The 22,307-nt window shown below is 63.2% G+C and carries 18 protein-coding genes and 1 pseudogene; all 19 read right to left on the bottom strand.

Features of this window, described 5'->3' with window-relative positions:
• Positions 1-2: 2 nt before the first annotated feature.
• The 19 genes and pseudogenes from CQ12_RS12170 to CQ12_RS12260 all read right to left on the bottom strand — a co-directional run bounded on the left by CQ12_RS12170 (position 3) and on the right by CQ12_RS12260 (position 22,100).
• Entirely contained in the window at positions 3-1,145 is a 1,143-nt protein-coding gene (locus CQ12_RS12170; RefSeq protein WP_057835548.1) for an OpgC domain-containing protein, read from the bottom strand.
• A gap of 247 nt (positions 1,146-1,392) precedes the next feature.
• Positions 1,393-2,382 carry an ABC transporter substrate-binding protein gene (locus CQ12_RS12175; protein WP_057835549.1) on the bottom strand — a complete coding sequence of 330 codons (990 nt, stop codon included), beginning with the start codon at positions 2,380-2,382 and terminating at the stop codon, positions 1,393-1,395.
• Positions 2,383-2,387: 5 nt separating this feature from the next.
• Positions 2,388-4,535 carry an adenylate/guanylate cyclase domain-containing protein gene (locus tag CQ12_RS12180; protein WP_245309873.1) on the bottom strand — a complete coding sequence of 716 codons (2,148 nt, stop codon included), beginning with the start codon at positions 4,533-4,535 and terminating at the stop codon, positions 2,388-2,390.
• 69 nt (positions 4,536-4,604) lie between these two features.
• Positions 4,605-5,624: a DUF1254 domain-containing protein gene (locus tag CQ12_RS12185; RefSeq protein ID WP_057835567.1), complete on the bottom strand. Its 1,020-nt coding sequence runs from the start codon at positions 5,622-5,624 to the stop codon at positions 4,605-4,607.
• 89 nt (positions 5,625-5,713) lie between these two features.
• Positions 5,714-7,112: pseudogene (locus CQ12_RS12190) on the bottom strand (DUF1254 domain-containing protein).
• A 51-nt stretch (positions 7,113-7,163) separates the two neighbouring features.
• Positions 7,164-8,576, bottom strand: coding sequence for a DUF1254 domain-containing protein (locus tag CQ12_RS12195; RefSeq protein WP_198164131.1), 1,413 nt, complete (start codon positions 8,574-8,576; stop codon positions 7,164-7,166).
• Between the two features lie 11 nt (positions 8,577-8,587).
• Positions 8,588-9,529, bottom strand: a complete 942-nt coding sequence (locus CQ12_RS12200) for an HlyD family secretion protein (protein ID WP_057835550.1) — start codon at positions 9,527-9,529, stop codon at positions 8,588-8,590.
• Positions 9,526-9,774, bottom strand: a complete 249-nt coding sequence (locus CQ12_RS12205) for a DUF3302 domain-containing protein (RefSeq protein ID WP_057835551.1) — start codon at positions 9,772-9,774, stop codon at positions 9,526-9,528. The genes CQ12_RS12200 and CQ12_RS12205 overlap by 4 nt, the downstream gene beginning before the upstream one ends.
• Positions 9,771-10,799 carry an HAD family hydrolase gene (locus tag CQ12_RS12210; protein ID WP_057835552.1) on the bottom strand — a complete coding sequence of 343 codons (1,029 nt, stop codon included), beginning with the start codon at positions 10,797-10,799 and terminating at the stop codon, positions 9,771-9,773. The genes CQ12_RS12205 and CQ12_RS12210 overlap by 4 nt, the downstream gene beginning before the upstream one ends.
• 1 nt (position 10,800) lies before the next feature.
• Complete coding sequence (locus tag CQ12_RS12215) at positions 10,801-11,103, bottom strand: hypothetical protein (RefSeq protein WP_057835569.1); 303 nt, start codon at positions 11,101-11,103, stop codon at positions 10,801-10,803.
• A gap of 98 nt (positions 11,104-11,201) precedes the next feature.
• Positions 11,202-12,857 (bottom strand): arylsulfatase, encoded by a 1,656-nt coding sequence (locus tag CQ12_RS12220; RefSeq protein WP_057835553.1) that lies wholly within the window; start codon positions 12,855-12,857, stop codon positions 11,202-11,204.
• An 84-nt stretch (positions 12,858-12,941) separates the two neighbouring features.
• The gene (locus CQ12_RS12225; RefSeq protein WP_057835554.1) at positions 12,942-14,342 is read right to left on the bottom strand and encodes a BatD family protein; all 1,401 of its coding nucleotides are present in this window, start codon (positions 14,340-14,342) and stop codon (positions 12,942-12,944) included.
• Positions 14,339-15,847, bottom strand: coding sequence for a VWA domain-containing protein (locus CQ12_RS12230; protein ID WP_063799729.1), 1,509 nt, complete (start codon positions 15,845-15,847; stop codon positions 14,339-14,341). Before CQ12_RS12230 ends, CQ12_RS12225 begins: the two co-directional genes overlap by 4 nt.
• Positions 15,840-16,835 (bottom strand): VWA domain-containing protein, encoded by a 996-nt coding sequence (locus CQ12_RS12235; RefSeq protein WP_057835556.1) that lies wholly within the window; start codon positions 16,833-16,835, stop codon positions 15,840-15,842. The genes CQ12_RS12230 and CQ12_RS12235 overlap by 8 nt, the downstream gene beginning before the upstream one ends.
• Positions 16,828-17,325 (bottom strand): DUF4381 domain-containing protein, encoded by a 498-nt coding sequence (locus CQ12_RS12240; protein WP_057835557.1) that lies wholly within the window; start codon positions 17,323-17,325, stop codon positions 16,828-16,830. Before CQ12_RS12240 ends, CQ12_RS12235 begins: the two co-directional genes overlap by 8 nt.
• Entirely contained in the window at positions 17,318-18,304 is a 987-nt protein-coding gene (locus CQ12_RS12245) for a DUF58 domain-containing protein (protein ID WP_057835558.1), read from the bottom strand. Before CQ12_RS12245 ends, CQ12_RS12240 begins: the two co-directional genes overlap by 8 nt.
• A 7-nt stretch (positions 18,305-18,311) precedes the next feature.
• Positions 18,312-19,340 (bottom strand): AAA family ATPase, encoded by a 1,029-nt coding sequence (locus CQ12_RS12250; protein WP_057835559.1) that lies wholly within the window; start codon positions 19,338-19,340, stop codon positions 18,312-18,314.
• A 67-nt stretch (positions 19,341-19,407) separates the two neighbouring features.
• On the bottom strand, positions 19,408-21,081 hold the full coding sequence (locus CQ12_RS12255; RefSeq protein WP_057835560.1) for an arylsulfatase: 1,674 nt from the start codon (positions 21,079-21,081) through the stop codon (positions 19,408-19,410).
• A gap of 35 nt (positions 21,082-21,116) precedes the next feature.
• On the bottom strand, positions 21,117-22,100 hold the full coding sequence (locus CQ12_RS12260; protein WP_057835561.1) for a formylglycine-generating enzyme family protein: 984 nt from the start codon (positions 22,098-22,100) through the stop codon (positions 21,117-21,119).
• Positions 22,101-22,307: the final 207 nt, after the last annotated feature.

Here is a 22,307-nt window from a genome sequence, read left to right on the forward strand (position 1 = left end):
TATCATGATGGCTTCTTGGGTTTGGTGCCGATCAAGCCCAGCAGCGTTGCGGCCGCGACCATCGCCCCGATGCCACCGAGACTGAGTGCAATCTGCATCGCAAACCCGTTCGAGATCTCGATCAACGCCATGTGGCTGGCGAACGCCAGCAGAACGCCGACGCAAAAGATTGGCAGCGAGTTCTGGCCGCAGAGGATCGCGCCGCGCATCAATGGCGTCTTTAGCCCCCGCCAATCACGAGGCATGAGCCATGCTGCCAAAATCGCCACGGCCAAAAAATGCAGCAGCCGCAATGGATCGAGATTCGATTTGTCGATCGGATACAGCAACTGCGATAGCGCCTGCGGGATCAGTGCCTCCAGCGGCCCGATGTGCGAGCTCAACACGATGACCAGGCTGAAGAGCAAATACAGGACGGCAAGCGCAAGCGCCGTGCGTGACATCACCCACGCTCCGGCTCTCCTGGCCTCGATCATCCACCATGCGCCAAGCACGACAAGCAACTGCCAGGCCAGAGGATTGAAGGCCCAGTTACCGTTCGGCCACGCCGGGACACTCCATCCGAACACATGCACCAGTACATAAAGCACCAACGAGGCGCCAAGCGTCGCGTTCGGCGCCCGCAGCAGCAACCACAACAGCGGCGCGAACAAGAGGTGAAGAAGTACGAAGGCCGGCAGTACGTCGGTATTGACCGGACGGTATTGCAGTATCGCCGCGCGCGCGAGCATCTCGCCCGGATGATCCAGCAGAACGCGCGTATTGCTCTCGTCGGCGAGGCGGCCGCTTCCTGCGAGGTGAACCAGGATGGCGCAGGCGAGCGTGAGCAGCAGAAATGCCGCATAAATGTCCCAGCTTCGCCGCAACGTCCGGCGGATCACACCGGTCCAGCCCTCGAACCGTAATGCCTTACCGTAGGCCAGCGCGCACGTTACGCCCGAGACGAACATGAATATTTCCGCGGCATCGCTAAAGCCGTAGTTCCGCAGCGTCAGCCAGCTTCCGACGTTGTTTGGCACATGGTCAAGAAAGATGAACCACAGCGCAATGCCTCGGCAGGCATCTATTCGCAAGTCGCGGGCTCGGCCTTGCGGCTCCGGCAGCTTGCCGAACGTTACTCTGGGGATGGCGGTTCGATCGTGCATCTTGGTTACCCCAAGCAGGCACGATGAACCTGCAGCTGAATGCACTGGTGTGAGCTGGTTCACCTTCAAAAAATTATTCTTCGCGCTGTCACTCGAGATGAATCTGCGCGCCAGCGTTGAGCTTTATCGGCTGCGCACATGGCTGGTTGAGCCACGCAAATTCGTGTCGCCACTGCGGCAAAGATCATGTGGCTCACGAGAGAGAGATGGCGGGAAGCGAGTCGACGGTGCGACAAACCCGGGATCGTCAGATCGTCGAAAGATAGATGCTGGTGTCGAAATAGTCGGTGGCGCGCGTAGCATTGGCCACGCCCGCATCGGTCATGAAGAAGTCGCTGACCTGCTGCAGCCATTTGGTGACCGTACCGTCGGAATAGAGCCGCTTCCATTCCCGCGCCGAAAACATCTTTTGCGCCTTGAACGCCTCGGCGATGTCGGCGGGCGTGGCGTGGGGATAGTGGTTCTTCTGCAGCGCCTCGGCCGCGGCGGCCTGATTGCGCACGATGTAATCATTGGCCTCGGCCCAGCCCTTGATGATCCTGGCGAGCACGTCCTTGTTGCCTGCGTAATAGTCCGGCTGCGCCACCCAGCCGCCGACGACCGCCGATTGCGGATAGAAGGCCGAGGCGTCGACCAGCTTGACAGCGCCCGGCAGCTTCTCGCGCACCAGGACGTTGAACGGCACCCACAATGCCACGGCCGGGACCTCGCCCGCGATGAAGGATGCCACCGCGGCCGACATGCTGCTGTTGCGAATCTCGACATCGGCCAGCGCCAGGTTGTTGGCGCGCAGCGCGCGGTCGAGGAAGATATGCGCCGTGGTTCTGGTGGTGGTGGCGATCGGCTTGCCTTTCAGGTCGGCGATTGTCCGCACACCCTTGTCGGGCCTGACCCAGAGCTGCGCGGTGGCGACCTCGACGTCGTTGATCAGGAAGGCGCGACCACGCCCCAGTGCGAGATAATTGGAGATCACGCCGCCGGCGGAGAGCACGTCGAGCTTGCCGGCCGCCATCGCCTCGAACACTTCCGGCCCCGTGTTGCATTCGAGGAGATCGAAATCGATGCCGTGTTTGTCGAAGCTGCCGCGGTCGAGGCCGGTCCAGATCTGGCCATCCACCGCAACGACATGCAAATAGCCGAGCCGGATCTTGGTGCGCGCCTGCGCGATCGCGGGTGCAGCAAGCGCCGCGCCCAACACGAGGCCTGCGGCATTCTTCAGGAGATGTCGTCGATGCATGGCGTTCAGACCTCCTGCCACAGCCGCAACTCATGCGGACTTTTCTGATCGGCCGCGGTCCGAAATTGCTGAGCATGATAACGCGCAACACCATCGTCGGGGTAGTCGATCAAGAAACCGGATAGTTTCAGCAGCGCGACTTCGCGCTCGTCACGTTCAATCGAGGCGAATACCTGATTCCAGTGGCGGGAGAGAGCGAGTTCTTCGTCGGTTGCCGCCGCTCGCTCGCAGCGGAGCTCACTGATGGTGACCGCTTCCGCAAAGCCCTTCGGCTTGATCGTGTCGACGCTGCGAAACAGAAAGACATGCTCGGTACGCTGGCGGACCGCGGCACTGACCAGCACCCGGGTGCCATAATTCTTGTTCAGCCCCTCGAGACGCGCGGCGAGATTGACGGTTGCACCCAGCGCCGTGTAGTTCATGCGGTCGGAGGAGCCGACATTGCCCACCACGGCATCGCCGGTGTGGAGGCCGAAGCGTGTGCCGTAGGCCGGCCAGCCTTCGCGTTCGAAGGCACGATTCAGCTCGTCGTTCCTCCGCAGGCACGCCAGCACGGCTTCGCAGGCATGAAGGATATGATCGGGGTCGTCGGCCGGCGCATTCCAGAACGCCATCACGGCATCGCCGATGAACTTGTCCACGGTGCCGTGACACTTCATGATCTCTTCCGAGAGCGCCGCGAAGTATCGAGAAGTGTAGATCATCACCTGCGAGGGGTCGGCCTTCTCGGTCTTGGCGGTGAAGTCGGCAACGTCCGTGAACAGCACGGTGACCTCGCGCCGTGTTCCGCCGAGTTGCAAGGACGCCCCGGATTCGATCAATTGCCGGACGATCTGCTTTGGAATGAAGTTTGAGAAATTGCGCACTACCGTGCGCATCGTGAAGACTGACCGGCCGAGCTCCTCGATCTCGGCAATCGCGGAACGAATCCGGGGCCGCTCGGAAATCTGAAAGCGCTGGATCTCGTCGGTCTCGCTTGCGAGCTTGCGCAATGTTTTTGCCATCAGCGATCCCAACCAGAACGCGAACGGCAGTGTCGCGCCGACAAAGGCAAGTGCCAGCGCGAACAAGGTGCGCCGCTCTGCGATGATCTGGGAGAAGAATTCGTCGAGTGGCGCGGTCACGACCAGTCGGATGTTGGCGGAGCCCGAGGTCTCGATGAGATGGAAGGCCGCGACATAAGTCCGCCCCGTCCGGTCCGTGAAGAATTGCTCGGCCGGCCCACCGCCGCGCCAGGCCTTGATCGCGGAAGCAAGCCCGGCGAGCCTGACTGCATCTAATGTCGGCAGTTCGTCGCGTTCCTGGATCTGGGCCATCAGTTCGCCCATCCGCGGATGGGCAACGATGCGATCGGAATCGTTGAACAGGAACGCGACGCCGGATTGGCCAAGCCGCTGCTGGTTCAGCATCGCTTCCGATTGATCCAGCAGAATGTCGCCGGCGACCACGCCGCGCCGACCTTCCCGCAAGGGAATGCGCAGCGTATAGCCGGGCTGGCCGGTGGCGAAGAAGAGATAAGGCCCGGTCAGCAGCGTCTTTGCGTCCCTGAAAGCCTCGATATACCAGGGCCGCTGCCGTGGGTCGTAGCTGGCCGGCCCCGGCGCTTCGGCGATCTGGATCAGGTTTTCGGACAGGAACAGGGTATTGGAAGCAGCCCTTGCGCCGTTCCTGGTGATAACGACCAGGCGATACATCGCGTCCTCAGGCACGTTCAGGCTCGCCCGGAAGCCGGGCTTGGCGCGATCGATCATGTCCATTTCAAGGAACGAGCCGTCTTCATACCCGACATAAAGATTGAAGAGCTGTCGGTTGTTGCGCAGCATCGAGGCCATCAGGCCATAGAGTCTCGTGTTGTCGTCGATCTCAGCTTCCTGGATCGACGGCAGCCCGCTGAGGATAACGAGGCCGTCGCGTACGTTCCTGAACTGACTGTCGATGCGGTCGGCGCCGAGCTGGGCGACCTTGTCGATGAAGCCGGCCGCCGCCGTTCGCGTGATCGCCGAGACACGCTCAAAGCTCAGATAGACCAGCGTCAGGCCGACGAACAGCACGACGGCGATGAACACCGTGATGATCGAGGCCCGAAAGCCGATGCGCAGCCGCTTCCGGCCCGCGGAGTTCGTATCTTTGGTCGGGACTATCGTTGCCCTCACCTCCCGTTAGAATTTCCGCGCGATCGGCGTTGCCGACGCCGATTTCGGCGGCTGCATTGCATCATGCCTTCAGTTCACCGCGTGCGGCTCCGGGAATTTCCATTTGCCGCTCAAGATCTCCGCGCGCGGCCGATAGAGCCGCACGGTGTAATTCCAGCCGGCCATCGTCGGCAGGCAATTTGGTATCTTGCCGTCACAGCCGCCGAACTGGACGGCAACCGAACCATCGGCGGACTTCTGCGCGGTGATGTTGTTGAGCGAATAGGCGTCGAAGTCGTTCTTCTGGAAATAGCCTTCGGCGTTGTAGAGACTGATCGACCAGAACGCGTCCACCGGCACGTCCCTGACGACGAGCTTGTGAATCGTCGTGCCGTCATTCTTGCGGGGAGTGACGTTGAGATAGGTGGCGTCCTTGTCGGGATTGCCGCCCCACCCCGTGGCGGTGCCGATCAGATGCCTGACAGGATCGACCTGATCCTTTGCGCCAAACGCGCGCTTGAAATCGGGAGTGGTCGAGCCGAGAGCAAGCAAAGCATCGCGCACCTTCTTCTGGCTGACGGGATCCCAATTCGGCAGTTCGAGCTTGCCGCTGCCTTGCTGGTCGATCTTGATGGCATCCTGCAAGGCGTGGACCTGCGTGATGTCGTCGGGATCGTTGGGGTCGACCAGCGTGCGGATTCCGACGAGCATGTAGCGGGTCCCGACGTTCCCCTTGTCGAACCGATATTTGCCCGCCCCGTAACGCACGCCGCCCACCACATAGTGGTCCTCGTTGAACGCCTGCAGCGACATGAAGCGCCTGCCGGCGTCGGGCAGCGTCAAGGTCACCGGACCGCCGTCCAGATCGAAGACGCCGGATGAATAGAGCGTGTCGCGGTTGGCCCGCACCACGGGCTGCTTCTCGACCAGCACGACCTCGCGGCGATGCAGAAGCTTTCCCGTCCCGCCGGCGTCCTTGGCCGACGCCGCGAAATACATGTCACTCTCGGCCCTGGTGAAATTGTCCGGCGTGACTGGCACCGACGCACCTCCGACGGCCGCGGAGGGGTACGCGCCTACGCCCACGGTGGCATCCGCCACCCGCTGCATGGCCGGCTGCTTCCATTTACCGTTATTGGCATCCGCCTGCGCCGTGCCGGTTATCGCAACCGCCATGGCGATTGCAAGAAGAACGCTCTTCATTGCCTTGCTCCACTTCCAAGCGTCGCACCGACTTTCTCTACATCCGGCAGCACCCACTTCTTCTCGAAAAACTCCTTCTTCGGCGCATAGAAGCGCGCCATGAGTTCGAACTTCCGCACCGGATCGGTCGGCACCCAGTTCGTCTCCTTGCCTGCCGGGGCCGTGGACCCGAAATAGATGTCGATCGAGCCGTCGGAATTCTTCTGCAGTTCGGGAATCTGCGACGAGCGGCTGGCGCGCGAGACGTTCTTGATCAGCGCATGCGTCTGGCGGTCATAGGCCGTGACGGACCAGTACTGATCGACCGGGACGTTCGGCGGCACGTTGAGACGATAGGTCTTGCCGCCGTCGAAAGCGTCACCGTCCCTGTCGCGGATCGAAATGGAATAGAACTGTCCTGCACCAAGGCGCTTCAGGCCGATATAGGCATAGCTGTAGGCCATGCCCCGGTGGTCGACCGGGTACAGGTCCGGATCGGCGTAACCGTCCTGCGCCGCCTTGATGAGGTCAGGCGGTGCCGGGAAGGTCCAGCGGCTTGTGGACGAGAAGTACGGCGGTAGGCCGGCGTCGTATCGTGCTTCCAGCACCGCACCCGCTTCGCGCACTGCTGACGCAAGCAGCGCTTTTGTCGCATCGTCCGGCTTGAACGGCTTGCCTTTCTCGATGCCAAGCGACTTGAGCTGATCGATCATGGCGCGGTCGCGCCCGATCCAGGGCTCTTCCTGCACGATACGGTCGAGATGCTCGAAAAAGCTGGCGTTGTAGCGGATGGTCGAGTCGAAATCGACGTCCTTCACATCGCTGAACCGTCGCGGGCGGATTGGCCGCCTGCGCCAGCGGATAGATCTTCATGCGCTTGCCATAAGCGATGGCCGCCTGCACGTCGGCATCGCCATGACTCTTCAGGTTGGCGCGGAACAGCATGTAGCCGCCGAACGTGTCGGACTGCAGCGCAATGTAGCCATCGGGCTTCGGGCCGGTGTAACCGGGTGGCAGCACCAGAAACTTGCCGCCCGCGCCCTTGTCGACGCCGAGCAGGCCTGCGTCTTCCAGCGGCATCTGCCACACCGTGACGATGTTGCCGTTGAACGATCCGTTGGCATCGCCTGACGGCAGGTCCAGTACGACTGGACCGTCCTTGGTGTTGAAGAACGTCATGAAGTAGAGCGCGTCGGGATTGGGCGTGAGCGTCTGGTTACGCCAGTCGAGCGGCCGGCCCCAATAGATCACCTGACCGACCTTGCCCGGTGTCTTCGTCAGCATCTCCTGCCGCATCAGATCGTAGTTGACCGCAGGCATGCCCCAGATCACCGCTTCGACCGCGCGACGCTCGATCATGCGGCGGTTGAGGTCGTCGGCAGATGTCTGCGCCTGCGCGGTCGCGGCGATGGACATCAGGACAAGTGCTCCAAATAAAGCTTTCATGACCAGCTCCGTGACTTTCGCTCAATTTTCCCTCTTGACCGGCGGCGGCGTCCAAGGTCCGTCCAACGCTTCGCGCCGCGGCGAATACAGCCGCATGGCAAGGTTGAACTCGCCTGCAGGCGCCGGCAGCCAGTTGGATTCCTTGTCAGGACCCGGTCGCTCGTTCTGGATGTAGATGTCGAGCGAGCCATCGCCGTTGAACTTGAGCTTGTCGCGATCGCCGAGCGCAAAGCGACCAAGCGCGTTCGGTACCTGGAAGCCATCCTTGTCGTAAAGCGTGACCGACCAGAACGCTTCGGCAGGCGGCAGCTTGCCCTTGTCGAAGTGCAACACATATCTGTTAGCCCCGCTGTAGGGCTTGCCATCGCCGTCCACGAACGAAGCCGGATAGACGGCGTCCTCGGGCAGGTTCACGCCGAGCCCGATGAGCGTGCCCATCCCCCGAAGCTTGTAGGCGGTCCCATAGGTACCGACCGTGCTGGTCTGATAGAACCAGCCGTTGACATGAAGACCAATACCGGCGCCGCTCTTGCCGGATTGCTCCAGATCCACGAGCGCATCCTTGGCCGCGGCGTTGATCGTCTTGACGAGCGCCGGATCGAGTTTCGAGACATCAAACGGCTTGCCCGGTTCGAAGCCGATCTGCCGCATACGGAAGAGGATCGGATAGTCGTTTGCATGCGGGGGATGTTTCGCAACCAACTCGGCGAGCCGGCTGAGCACCGCCACGCCATCCATCTTGTTCACTTGAACGAGCGGCGGCGTCTTGTTGTCGACCGTCGGATCGGTCGGCATGCTCGTCGGCGGCGAATAGTTCTTGCCCCATTGGCTGAGCGGCGTCAGCTTGTAGCCGTCCTGAACCTTGTGGACATTCTCGTAGTCCGCCGGACCGTTCGTCTGGGTACGGCCGAGAATCCAGATGGTTGGCGTTGGTGCGACGATTTTGGTCATGCCGTCTGGCAGCGTTCCGTTCCAGCCCGGACCGACAAGCGCAAAATTCCCGGCTTTGGTGCCGGTCGTGCGCGAGCCCACGACACTGAACACGTCAGTCCACATGTCGAGCATAGGCAGCAGGTAGTACCGCCCGTCCGTATCGGGAACCGACAGGATGATCGGTTCGCGCGCGAGGTCGAGCCAGACAGGTGAATAGAGAGTGTCAAAGTTATAACGGACGACATCCCTGTCCTCCGCCCGAGGATATGTGCGCGCATGCGCGAACTGATTGATCGGAGCTCGCAGCGCGACCGATTTCGCATCCGGCACGTTCGTCGCCTGACGCATCGATACGTCCATCGTCACGATCGGATAGGCGTAGACATAGGCATCTCTGGCGATCTCGTACTCTCGGGAGTTCGTCTCCGAGTAGGCTGGCGCGCCAGCCATCAGAGCCAACGCCGGCATCCACGCAACCGCGCCGGCTATGACCTTCTTCATGAGCGGCTCCCTCAAAACGGATTGACGTAGTCGAGGATCGCAACCTGCCGCAGCAGCACGCGGCGGATGATGTGGCTGACCCTGACGTGTTCGGTGTAGATCGCGGCCGTGCCGGTGGCGCCGGCTGGCAACCTCTTCGCGAACTCTTCGTCGTCGAGCTTGACGCGCACGACGAAGGGCACCGTCTGGATCTCCTTCGGTGCCACGGCCGTGCCGGAAATCTGCGCCTGCCCGGTTGCCACCGCCTGCAAGATGCTTTCGACCTTGCCGCCGAACACCCGGCCGGGCACGAATTTGAAGGCGATCTCGACCTCCTGCCCCGGCGCGATGTAGCGCGCATCGATCTGGTTGATCTCGACGACGACGCGGGTATCGGAGGTATCGATAAACGCCATCGCCGGCGACAGCGGCAGGTTCGCCACCCGCGCGCCCTTGCGCAGCGCGAGGTTGGTGACGTAGCCGTCGGCCGGCGCGCGAACCACGGTCTTGTCGAGGTTCCACTGCGCGGCCTGGAGCTGGCCCGTAAGCTGATCCACTTCGGATTGCCGCTGCTCGACGTCGAAACCACGCCCGGCGTCCCGCTCGTAGAGCTGGGTCATCTGCGCAAGGCGCGTCGTCGAGAGCTTGAGCTGCGCCGTGATCGATTTCACCTGTGCGTCGTAGGGCGTGGCATCGATCTTGAATAAAACATCGCCCGCCTTCAGCGGCGTGTTTGCGGTGACCGCTACCTCGGTCACCTCGCCCGCCACGTCAGGCACGATCGACACTGCGTTGCGGAACACCAGTGCCGGCCCCTGCGGCGCGCCCCAGCCCATCGGGATGAACAAAGCGAGATTGAGGAACAGCAGCAGAATGAGCGGCGAGGACTTCCAGAATGTGTTGAAGCGGATGAGGCCGAACCACACTGCCCCAAACAGCAGCGCCAGATAGACCGACATGATGGCGATCATCATGGCTGCGCCCTCCGCGGCTCGCGTGGCGCAGGCACGTCGACATAGGCCCAGATCAGCACGACCGGCCACAACGCAAAGCCGAGGACCAGCGTGACCCAGCCAGCCACCCTGACCGCATCGGCCCAGGGATGATTGCGTGAGCGTGCGATGTGCCCCGGCAGCCAGCCGAACAGGCAGAGCACGAAGACGAGCGTGGCTATCAGGATGATCAGTACGATCCAGGCAAAGATGTCGTAACCGCTCATGGTGATCTTCCAATGGTCGCCGGCGCCGGCGGAAACACTTCCTTCCAGTCCTTCTTCATGTCGACCACGGTCCAGCCGCCGGCCTTGGCGGCATCCAGCGCCTTGTCGAGCTTGCCGATCCTGGATTGCCGATCGTAGGCGTATTCGCGCACCTCATCCGTGTGGTGCACGATGCCGGCGAAGCGCGCGCCTGTTCCCGCCGTGGTCCATTGCAGCATCTGCAGGTCGCCGTCGGAATTGCCGAAGGCGAAGATCGGGCGGCGGCCGATGAAGCGGTTGATGCCGACCGGCTTGCCCGGTCCATCGTCGATGAATTCGACCTTCGCCTCCTTCATCAGCACGGGCTTGCCGTCCGCGCCCATCTGGAACTTGACTACGCCGGAAGAGCCGACGACCTGTTCCGGCGGAATGCCATAGGCCTTCTCCACCCACGGCCGCATGAATTCGATGCCGCCGCCCGAGACGATGAAGGTCTTGAAGCCATTGGCACGCAGATAGGCGAGCAACTCCAGCATCGGCTGATAGACAAGGCTGTTATAGGGCCGGTTGAAGCGCGGGTGCCTTGCGATCTCAAGCCAGTCCAGCACGGATTTCGAGAACGCATCCGTGGTCATGCCGCTGTGGCTCACGGCGATGATCTGCAGCAGGCCCTTCTCGCCGCCGGCAGCGACCGCCTTCATGTCCTTTTCCAAAACTCCCTTGAACGGTTGCTGCGTCTTCCATCCCGGATGCTTCGGCGCCATCGCCTTGACCTGGTCGAGGGCGAAGGCGACCTGGAAATAAACCGGATGCTCACACCACAAGGTTCCGTCATTGTCAAAAGTGGCGATGCGTTCGGCGGGCGGCACGAAGTCCGCGCCGCCTTGCGTTGTAACCTTTGCAACGAAATCGGTGATCGATTTCTTGACCGGGCCGTCATTCCACGACGGCAGCGGATCTTGTTGCGCGCGGGCGCTATCGCACGCCACGGCGCCCAGCGATATGGCGAGCAGTGCGAAGAAATATCGGCGTGAGACTGCCGGCATGTCATCGCGCTCCCGCCATTCCGTTCTTGATGGCGCCGACAATGGCCGTGACGAGCGCGCCGGCAACACCGCCACCGACGGCCTGCCCGGCCAGCGCTGCGATATCGACGCCGCCGCCAGCCGCCCCCTGCAGCATCGGCAGCAGCGCCGTCAGCAGCGTGCCGCCGCCTGCGCCGCCGAGAGCGCCGGCAATGGTGTTGCCGAGCGTGCCGAGGTCGAGATTCTTCATGCTGGCGCCCGCGGCATTCCCGCCGATCGCACCGGCAATGAGCTGGATGATGAGATTGATCAGGGTCTCTGACATGATGGGCTCGCTTGTGGCTGCGGTGTTCACTCGCTTGTTGTTCGTTCTTACGCTCGTGAGAGCTCCGGCCGGCACGCCGCAGGCCGGAGTTCGCGGCCTCAGTTCTTGCCTGCATTCGGCGCAGTCAACTTCTCCATCACGTCGCTGACGGTGAAGCTGGCTGCCTTGGCGCGCGGCGGAAATTCCCTGAACGTCTCGACATATCGCCCGACGACCGCCTGGGCCGGGACCAGCAGGAACGCGCGGTGCGCATGCCAGTCAGCGTAGTAGATGCTGGTGGGACCGCGTTCGAACGGATCGGAGCGCAGGTTGTAGACGACCGGTGCGCGCAACTTGGTGAAGTTGCCTTGCCACACACCGAGAGGAGTCTTGGGGCCGATCTCGGTATGCTGCTCCATGAAGGAGATCTTCCACTCCCTGACGCGTATGGCCATCAGGTCGCCGTCGTCGCTCCAGTAGAGAAACTCCTTTCGCGGCGACTCCTTTGCATCGCCCTTCAGGAACGGCAGCAGGTTGAACCCGTCGAGGTGGACCTTGAAGTTCTTGCCGTTGAGCGTGGTCCCCTTCTTGGTCTTTTCGACGAGGTCGGGATCGCCGTTAGCTGCTGCGAAGGTCGGGATGAAGTCTTCGTGCGAGCAAACGTCGTTGACGATGGTCCCAGGCTTGATCACGCCCGGCCAGCGTATCAGGCACGGCACGCGGAACCCGCCCTCCCAGTTGGTTGCCTTCTCACCCTTGAACGGGGTTGAGCCGCCATCGGGCCAGGTGAAGACTTCCGAACCGTTGTCCGTGGTATAGACCACGATGGTGTTGTCGGCGACACCCAGGTCGTCGACCAGCTTCAGCAGTTCGCCAACCATGCCGTCATGCTCGACCATGCCGTCAGGATAAACCCCGAGCCCTGTCTTGCCCTCCGACTCCTTCTTCAAATGCGTGAAGATGTGCATCCGTGTCGAGTTGAAGTAGCAGAACCACGGCCTATTGGCCCGATGCTGCCGATTGATGAAATCCTTGGCACCAGCGAGGAACTCCTCGTCGATCGTCTCCATTCGCTTCTTGTTCAGCGGTCCGGTATTCTCGATCTTGCCGTCGGACGTCGCCTTCAGCACGCCGCGGGGCCCGAACTTTTTGCGGAATTCAGGATCCTTCGGATAGTCCGGGTTCTCCGGCTCTTCCTCGGCGTTGAGGTGATAGAGATTGCCGAAGAACTCATCGAAGCCATGCGCGGTCGGCAAATGCTCGTCGCGGTCGCCGAGATGGTTCTTGCCGAACTGGCCGGTGGCATAGCCGTAGGTCTTCAGCACATCGGCGACGCTGGGATCGAGCGGGCCGAGGCCGAGCTCGGCGCCGGGCAGGCCGACCTTGGTCAGACCCGTGCGCACCGGCGTCTGTCCTGTGATGAAGGCGGCGCGGCCCGCGGTGCAGCTCTGCTGGCCATACCAGTCGGTGAAAACAGCGCCTTCACGACCGATGCGGTCGATGTTGGGCGTGCGATAGCCCATCATCCCCATGTTGTAGGCGCTGACGTTGAACCAGCCGATGTCGTCGCCCATGATGAAGAGGATATTCGGCTTGCGGCCTGCGGCGGCGGGCTGTGCCGCGGCAGGCGCGGCAGCAGGTGCCGCCTTTTGCGCCTGCGCCATTGCATCCGACGCCAGCGTCGCCGCCGTCACGAAGGCCGACGTGCCAAGCAGAAGATTGCGGCGGTCGATCTCCGACCTGGTTTGCCTCGTGTCCTTGTCTTGGCTACTCATTCCACACTCCCTGGGTATGAAGAAGGCTGCTCGCGATCACGGTTCAGAAATCTGACAACGGCTGTCGGGTCTGCCGCACTCCTTTCATCTGGCCGGCAAACGCCGGACCCGACCCGGCGACACAAGGTCGCCGGCCGGATTGAGTTGGGTGGGCAATTGTCGTGTTCCGTTGCTGTCATGGGCTCGCTGGCGCAGATCGCGCCGCGCGGCTGAGACTCGCCGCAGTAGCCGGCGCGGCGACCAATGGCCCGCCCCGGACGTTGGTGCAAAGAGTTGACGCTCCATCGATCCGAGCTCGGAATCGAGTTCGGCATCCTTTGCCGCTGCTTTCAGAGCATGGATCGTATGATCAGGCGCAGCCGGCTCGAACCGCTGCAGCCAGTCGAGCAACGCGAAATATGTTGCCCGTGCATCGCCGCCGCGGGCGGTATGGCGCAACCGGTGGAAGGAAAAATCCTCGGATTGCAGATACGCCGCGCGCCGCCGTCTCCAACGCGCCGCAACGGCGCGCGAGACGCGGGGTGCGAACCAGGCGATGGCCCCGAGTACGATCAAAGCGAACAAGGCAACCAGCCAGTGTTCGGCAACGAGATCGACGATCCCATTCACGCTCCAGCGCGTGCCCTGCCCGGTCGCGCGGCCCGCCACCGGTTCGGCAGGATTAACGGCGACCGCGAGCGGCACCTCGTCGAGATGGATGCGCTCGACCTTGCCGCTGTCCGTATTCCACCAGGCGATATCGATGGCGGGAAGGACGTAGCTGCCGGGCCGCTGCAGCATGTATGTTGCGGAATCGATCCTAGTTGACGTCATCGCGTCGGTCCGGCCATCCACGTGATCCTGCAGCGACGGCTGCGCCGGATAGAGCGCCATTCCGTCGATCGCCGCCAATGACTGTGGCGGCAGCAGCATGGCAGGCAGCCCTTCGGCCTTGATCGTCACCGTCCGCGTCACGGCGTCGCCCGACTTGAGCTGTTCCGACGAGCGCTGCACCGCCTGCTCCGCACTCAATCTGCTCGCGGCGACGAATGGATGAAGCGTCGATGCCGCATCGGGGATGAAGGCTTCGAAGGCGACGGGGGGTACGGCAAGCACGGTCTCGCGCGTGGCCGGCGGCTCGGCGGCGTAGCGTACCGTGAGCTTCTGGTTGGAGATGGCGTAGGCGCCCGGCTCCTGCGGATAGATTGCGAACTCGAAGCGCACGCCGGCATAGCTGATGCCGTTACGTTCATCGTTGGTGTTGACGTTCTGCAATTGCCGCGTCACGGCATTGCGAACCTGGAAGTCCGGCAATTCCGGCGGCGAGGTCATGTAATTCGGCGCCATCACCTCGACCCGCAGCAACGCCTTCTGCCCCACCACCACGCGTGCCGGATCGATGCTGACGTTAAGGATCGGCTCGGGTGCGGTTGCCTGTTGCGCAAACGCTCCCGGCGCCGCTGATGGCAGCAACAGCAGGACAATGGCGATGCGCAAATATCTCATCGCGGCGCCCCCGTTGCCGCCTGGATCGCAAACTTCAATTTCAGGAAGTCCGCGGGCGAGGTCTGCACCTGGCGCATCCACGCCTCGGCGGCGCCCGCGGTGGTGAGGTCGTCCGCCTTGACCTGGATTTTCTTGCCGCCCTTCTGGTCGGGATCGACCTTCATCTCGTCGGCCTTCAGGTCCGGCGGGGGCGCATCCTGATCCTCCTGCTTGCGGCGCTTGTCCTCTTTCGCCTTCAGCGCCGCGACAACGATCGCGCGGTTGACCTTTGCCGCGGCATGATCGGGCTGCGCCTTCAGCACCTCGTCATAGGCCGTGATCGCCTTTTCATAGGCGTGATTCTGCGCCTGCGCATTGCCGAGCGCAAAATGTCCCTCGACGCTATCGACATGCGAAAACTCCTGCGCGGCAGTCAGGAAGTCGAACGCGCGATACGCCGCCATGCCGCGCCACATCGGATCGGCGAAGCGCTTTGCCGCCGTCGCATAATCGCCGCGGTCGAAGGCAAGCCGACCCTGCTGGTCCGGCGTCAGCCACCAATCCGCAAAACGTGGCGCATCCTGTGCCTGCGCTGGCCACGCCTGCAGCATGAACAGCGCGAGAAGCCAGGCAACCGTCGTCCCGCGCCGGAACCAGAGCAGGCTGAGCAGCGCGACCGGCAGCAACAGCCAGACGCCTTCGTCGCGCCATTGCGTGCCGAAGGCATCGCCTTGCGCCGACTGGAAGCGGGTCTCGATGCGGCGCTCCAGTGCGCGGATGTCAGCGTTATCTACGGTCACCCGCACCGCATCGAGCGGCGAGCTGCCACCGTCCTGCGGCGGACTCACGCCGAGCATCGCCAGACTGTTCCGCCCCGCGGCCTGCCGTAACGCTGCACCATCCGCGTTGCCGAGATCGTCGGCTACCACAAGGATCGTGCCGGCCACCGGCTCGCTCGCAAGCGATTGCGTCGCAAGCGCAAGCGCGGCGGTCGCGTTCTTGCCGTCAGAGGGCATCAGGCCGGGCGCAAGCGCCGCCAGGAACGGCTCGATCACGGCGCGATCCTCCGTCAGCGGCATCACCAGATGCGCCGACCCGGCATAGGCGATCAGCCCCGTCCGGGCGCCGGCACGCGCGGCAAGCAGGTCCCTGATCTTCTGCTTGGCGCGTTCGAGACGCGACGGCGCCACGTCGGTCCGACCCATCGAGGATGATACGGCCAGCGCAATCATCAGCGGCGCCTTGTCCTCGACAAAAGGCGGCAGCTCGCGCCGCCAGGTCGGGCCCGACAGCGCGACGATGCCGAGCGTCATGGCGATCGCCACGAGATAGATCGGGCTGATGCCCCACGTGCGGCCCGGCGTAACGATCAGGTTCTTCAAAAGGTGCGGCGCGATGACGCCGCCCCAGCGCGCCGTGACGCTCTCGCGCCAGCGTACCAGCAGCACGACGGCAACGACCGGTACCAGCGCGAGCAGCCACAGCGGCCGCAGCAGATGGAACGGGATGGTCGCGGCGTCAGGCATGGGCGGCTGGCCTCCGTCCATGTTCGCTGGCCGCAAGCAGGCCGAGCCACAGCAACAGGCCAAGGACGACGGCAGCGCCGAGCGGCCACTGGAACAGCGGCAGTTTCGGGCGCCATGACAGCGTCTGCAGCTTCGCCGGCGCCAGCGCATCGATCTCGGCGTAGATCGCCTGCAGTTGCGCGCCGTCCTCGGCGCGGAAGAATTTTCCTTTGGTGGTGTCGGCAACGCCGCGCAGCGTCGCGAGGTCGACGCGGTTCTCACCCGATGCCCCGGGGTCGCCCACCGCGATGGTGTAGATCACCAGCCCGTTCTGCTGCGCGATGTCAGCGGCATGCTCGGGCGGCACCCGGCTTGCCGTGTCGTTGCCGTCGGAGAGCAGGATCAGCACCTTCTGCTGCGCGGTGCTCTTCTCCAGCGTCTTGATCGCAAGTCCGATGGTGTCGCCGATCGCGGTCTGCTGCCCTGCCATGCCGACCTGGGTCTGCTCCAGCAATTGCGCGGCTGTTTGCAGATCTTGCGTAAAGGGAACCTGCACATACGCCTTGGTGCCGAACAGGATCAATGCGATGCGGTCGCCGCGGCGGCGCGCGATGAAATCCTTGATGACGCGCTTGACGCCGTCGAGCCGGGTCAGCACCTGACCGTCGGGTGTACGGAAGTCGCGCTGATCCATCGAGCCGGAAATATCAACGGCAAGGATAAGGTCACGGGCAGATACTTCGCGGGTGACGGCGTCGCCGACCCATTGCGGCCGGGCCAGCGCCGCGACAACGAGTATCCAGATCAGCGCGGCCACGATCATCTGGGTCGCACGCCGCTGCAGGACGACTGCGCCGCGCTGCGGAGCCTGCCCCGTCGCCGCGGCCATCCGCTCGAAGAACGGAATCTGCACGGAGGCCTGCCGCGCGCGGTACGGCGGCATCAGCCACCACACCAGCAAGGGCAGCGGCAGCAGCACGAACATCCATGGCCAGGCGAACTCAAGCATGATGCCCCCTGATCCATTGGCGAACGAGGGTGGCGAGCGCGCGAAGCTGATCCTTGTCCGGCGGCGTGCGCTGGTAGGGTGCGCTCGCAAGCAGCCGCCCCGCCCCTTCGGAAAACCCCTGCCCGCCATAGCTGCGGTCGAGGAAGCCAAGCCACGCCGGCCCTGCCAGCGGCGCGACTGCCTCGCGTGGGAATGCCGCCAGCGCCGTACGCCGCACGAGCATCGAGAGCTCAGCCAGCCGCTCGCTGCCCGCTTCGCCGGCATCGAGCCGGCGCCCAATTCCCGCCAGTTCGGACAGCGCCTCGCGGCGATACCGGTTGACGCGCCATGAATGAATGAAGTGCCAGAGCGCGGCGACCGCCGCCGACAGCAGCAGCACGATCGCAATCCGTGACGTCCAGGTCTGCGGCCACAGGCTGACCTGTGGCGGCAGTGGAATGTCGATGAGGCCAGCCACCGGATCAGCTTGTGCGGGCTGCAGCTCAGCCACGGGCGGCCCCCATCACGCTATGACCGCGACCACGGCCGCCACGCATCGGCAAGGCTCCGAGCAGACGGCGCAACTGCTGCGACGTGTCCTCCGCGGCACTCAGCGGCAGCACGGGAACGCCGAACTCCTGCGTCCATGCCAGCACGCCTTTCAACCGCTCCTGCGTTGCCTCCGACAGGCGCTTGCGGACGCTCTCGCGGCCAACCTCGAGCTGAATCTGCAGCTCGCCGTCGGTGACGGTCATGCTGGCTGAGGCCGGCAAATCGCTCTGCTGGGGATCGTGCACCAGCAGCGCCACGACATTGTTATGACGGGTCATGACACCGATCATCGATCGCGTCTCGTCGTCGGCGCCGTCGAAATCGCTGATGATGATCACGGCTGCATCATGCAGCGCGCGGCGCTGGGCCTGCTTCAAGGCCTCGTTGAGCATGGAAGGCACGCTCGCGATGCCGCGTCCGACACCGAGCGCGCGGTTCTTCGAGACGATCGCGGTGAGGATCTGCAGCACCGTCGAACGGCTGCGCCGCGGACGGAATTCGACAAGGCTCCGGTCGTCGAACACAATGGCGCCGACCCGATCGCCGACGCCGAGGATGCGCCACGCGGCGATCGCGGCAGCCTGCGCGGCGGTGACGGATTTCATGGCGAGCTTGCTGCCAAAGAACATCGACAGCCGCTGGTCGACGACCAGCAGCGACTGGCGGTCGCGCTCCTCGTTGAAGACGCGCACATGCGGCTTTTGCAGCCGTGCCGTCACCTTCCAGTCGATCGAGCGCACGTCGTCGCCCGGCCGATAATCCCTGATCTCCTCGAAATTCAGCCCGCGTCCGCGCATGCGCGAGGCAAAGCGACCCGACAAGAGGCTGTGCACGGGTTGCCGCGGCAGGAACGACACGCTGCGGCCGCGATGCTCGAGCGCAAGCAGGTCGTCGAGATCGACATAGACGCCTGGCATTTTTTCCGCGGCGTCTGTCATGGCACCCTCACGCCGCAGTGACCAGTTCGGCGATCTTGTCGATCGCCTGGTCGGCACTGACGCCCTGCGACAGCGCCTCGTAACTGAGGATCAGGCGATGACGCAGGCAGTCGTGCATCACGGCACGCACGTGATCGGGCGTGACGAACGTTTCGCCATCGAGCCAGGCCCGTACCCTGGCGCAGCGATCGAGTGCAAGGCTGCCGCGGGGGCTGGCGCCGACCTGGATCCATTTTCCCAGCGGATCGCCGTAGCGGCCGGGAAACCGGGTCGCGTAGATCACGTCGACCATGTACTTCTGGGCGAGATCGGAAACGAAGATGCCGTCGATCTCGCCACGCGCATCAAAGATCGCCTGCTGGGGGACGGCCGCGGGCTCTGTGGCATGCTCCTTCGGCGCCTGCGCATTTTCCGCGCGATTGAGCTTGATGATCTCACCTTCCGTCGCCTCGTCGGGATAGGTGATGACGACATGCATCAGGAAGCGATCAAGTTGCGCTTCGGGCAGCGGATAGGTCCCTTCCTGCTCGATCGGGTTTTCCGTCGCCAGCACCATGAACAGGCCGGGCATCTTGTAGGTCTTGCCGGCGACGGTGACTTGCCGCTCTTCCATGGCTTCGAGCAGCGCGGACTGCACCTTGGCCGGCGCACGGTTGATCTCGTCGGCCAGCACGAGATTCGCGAAGATCGGCCCTTTCTGGAACTGGAACTGGCCGCCCTTGTCGGTCTGCAGGTAGATTTCGGCGCCGGTGACATCTGACGGCAACAGGTCCGGCGTGAACTGCACGCGCGAAAGATCCGCCGCCAGGTTCTTCGCCAGCGTCTTCACTGCCCGCGTCTTGGCGAGGCCGGGCAGGCTTTCGATCAGCATGTTGCCGTTAGCGAGCAGCCCGATCAGCATGCTCTCGACCAGATGATCCTGGCCCAGCACCGATTTGCCGATTCGACTCTTCAATTCCAGAACGGCGTCACGGGCCGGCGACGGCGTCGCAGTCGCCGGCCTATCGGAAGCAAGCTTGGCAGCACTATCGGTCATCTGGAGCCTTTCAACTTCGCACCACGCACAAGCATTTGCGCTTGTGCCGATCGACCAGACCTCCCGACTATCGCGGCTTCATTCGTTCTATTTCGCCGAGACGTTTCATCGCGGCCTGCTGCTTTAGCAGTCCATAATTGATGCCGGCCGCGTTCAATGAGCTGCCTTCCTGATAAGGGAAGTGATCGAAGTCGGAGAAGAACTCCTTCACCTTCCCTTGCACCGGCACGATGAGCCACATGTTCTGCGCGAGGAACCTCATCGCGCCTCCCCCTTCTTCCTGCCCGCGCTCATAGGGGTCCATGCGCAGATTGGCGATCAGCGCCCAGGCCGTCACCTCGCGGGTTGCGGTCGCAATGTTCCCCTTTGATGAGGATGCAAAGCTCAGCTTCCAGTCATTCCAGCGGATCGCGTTGAGATTGCCGCCCTGGTCAAAATAATAGATCGCATCGCGCGGCGGCTCTGTTGTTTCACCCTTGAAGAACGGCATGAAGTTGTAGCCGTCCAGATGAGCCCTGAAGCTCTTGCCGCCTGCGCCGGCAAATCCGGTTTTCATCTTTTCCTTGACGTCCGGCATTCCCGCTGCGGCACAGAGCGTCGGGAACCAGTCGATCAACGATATGATCTCGTTATATTGCGTGCCCGGCTTCACGACGCCCGGCCAGCGCACCATCATCGGAATGCGGAAGCCGCCTTCCCAGGTCGTGCCCTTTTCACCGTGGAACGGTGTCATCGCGCCATCGGGCCACAGCGCGAGCTCGGCGCCGTTGTCGGTGGTGTAGACAACAATCGTGTTGTCGGCGATTCCGAGGTTATCGAGCTGCTGCAGAAGCTCCCCGACCATGCCATCGTGCTCGACCATGCCGTCGGCGTGTATTCCCTTGCCGGATTTACCCAGTGACGACGGCTTCAAGTGGGTGAAGACGTGCATCCGGGTGGAATTGAACCAGCAGAAGAACGGCCGGTTGGCGCGGGCCTGTCGGCCGATGAAATCCTTGGCCGCGCCGAGGAATTCCTCATCCACCGTCGGCATGCGCGCAATGTTCAGGGGGCCGGTATCCTCGATCTTGCCATCTGCGGATGACTTGATCACGCCGCGCGGTCCGAACTGCTTACGGAATGCCGGATCCTTCGGATAGAAATAGCCTTCCGGCTCCTCTTCCGCGTTGAGATGGTAGAGGTTGCCGAAGAATTCGTCGAAGCCGTGCTTGGTCGGCAGATGCTCGTCGCGATCGCCGAGATGATTCTTGCCAAACTGTCCGGTGGCGTAGCCCTGGGTCTTCAGGGCGTCGGCAATGGTCGGCATCCAGTCCTGAATGCCGTGGGGATCTCCCGGCATGCCGATGGTGAGAAGGCCGGTCCGGAAAGGCTCCTGGCCGAGGATGAACGACGCCCGACCGGCCGTGCAGCTTTGCTGGCCGTAGGCGTCGGTGAAGATTGCGCCTTCGCGAGCGATGCGGTCGATGTTCGGTGTCCGATATCCCATCATGCCCATCGTGTAGGCACTGATCTGCGGGATGCCGATGTCGTCCCCGAATATAACGAGGATGTTCGGCTTTCTGCCGGAGGCTGCGGCGGGCTGTGCTGTCGTGGGAGCGGCTGCCGGCGCGGCCTTCTGCGCTTGCGCCAATACTTCCGAGGTAAGGGTTGCGGCAGCAACGAGGGTGGAGGTACCGAGCAGAAGATTGCGGCGATCGATGGCCTGGCCGTTGTCGGTCTTATTCTTCACTTCATTACTCATTTTTACGCTCCTGGGGGTGGGTGGGCACTTCTCCTTCAAGGCTTCGCGGGTGGAACGGTTGAGCGCACCACGCAACGGAAGCCGACATGGCTCGTCGAAGTATCGACCGGTTCGGCGTGGCGTGCGGCTGGGCGGTACCGGCGGCAGTAGTTCGGCGCGCAGAGATGCGAGCCGCCCTTCAAGACTTTCCGCGGAATCCGGATGTTGGGTTGACATGGATCAAGGCTTGCAACCTCCGGCCCACCACGCGGATTCTGCGGAACACAACACGCCTTCGGCGCGTCGGCCTCGTGCTTGGTGGACCACCAGTCGGTGGTCCATTCCCAGACGTTGCCGATCATGTCGCTGACGCCGTAGCCGTTCGGCGGGAACGCGGTCACCGGCGAGGTGCGCTTGAAGCCGTCCTGGTTGAGATTTTCGATCGGAAAATTGCCCTGCCAAATGTTGGCCATGTGCTTGTCGCCGGGCGCGAGCGTTTCGCCCCAGGCAAATTCAGCGCCGTCGAGCCCGCCGCGTGCGGCGAACTCCCACTCGGCTTCCGTCGGCAGATCCTTGCCGGCCCATTGCGCATAGGCCATCGCGTCGGCAAAGGAGACGTGCACGACCGGATGGTTGTCTGAAACGTTGATGTTGCTCTTCGGCCCATAAGGATGCCGCCAATCGGCACCCTTCATGAACGTCCACCACTGGCTCCAGTCGCGCAGATTCGCGACGCGGCGCGGCGGTGAGAACACCAGCGAGCCCGCATAGATCATGTGCGGCAGCGCACCGGGATAGTCTTTGGGATCGGGCGGAATCTCCGCCGTAGTGACGTAGCCGGTCGCCTTGACGAACTGCTTGAACTGGCGGTTCGTCACTGGCGTTCGATCGATCCAGAAGCCGTCGACGGCGACGCGATGAACCGGCGCCTCTTCCGGATAGTGATCGTTCGATCCCATCCGGAACGTGCCGCCTTTAATCCAGACCATGTCGTCGGTCTGGCGCGCCTCCGCCTGCGTTGTAACCTCCGCCGGCTCCATGATACTGCCCTGTCCTGCGTATCGTCAGTTACTGGCAGTAATCCCAGAAGCCCTGGGTGCGGGACGGATCGGTGTAGTACCAGCACATGCCCGGCGCTGGAGCGGCACCCGCCCAGGCTGCTGCCGTCGCCGCCGTGACGACGCCGATCGCAGCACCCGCGGCAATGGCTCCGCCGCGCGGCCAGCGGTACGTGGCGGGCCGCGCCC

This window comes from Bradyrhizobium jicamae (assembly GCF_001440395.1).
Classification (GTDB): Bacteria; Pseudomonadota; Alphaproteobacteria; order Rhizobiales; family Xanthobacteraceae; genus Bradyrhizobium; species Bradyrhizobium jicamae.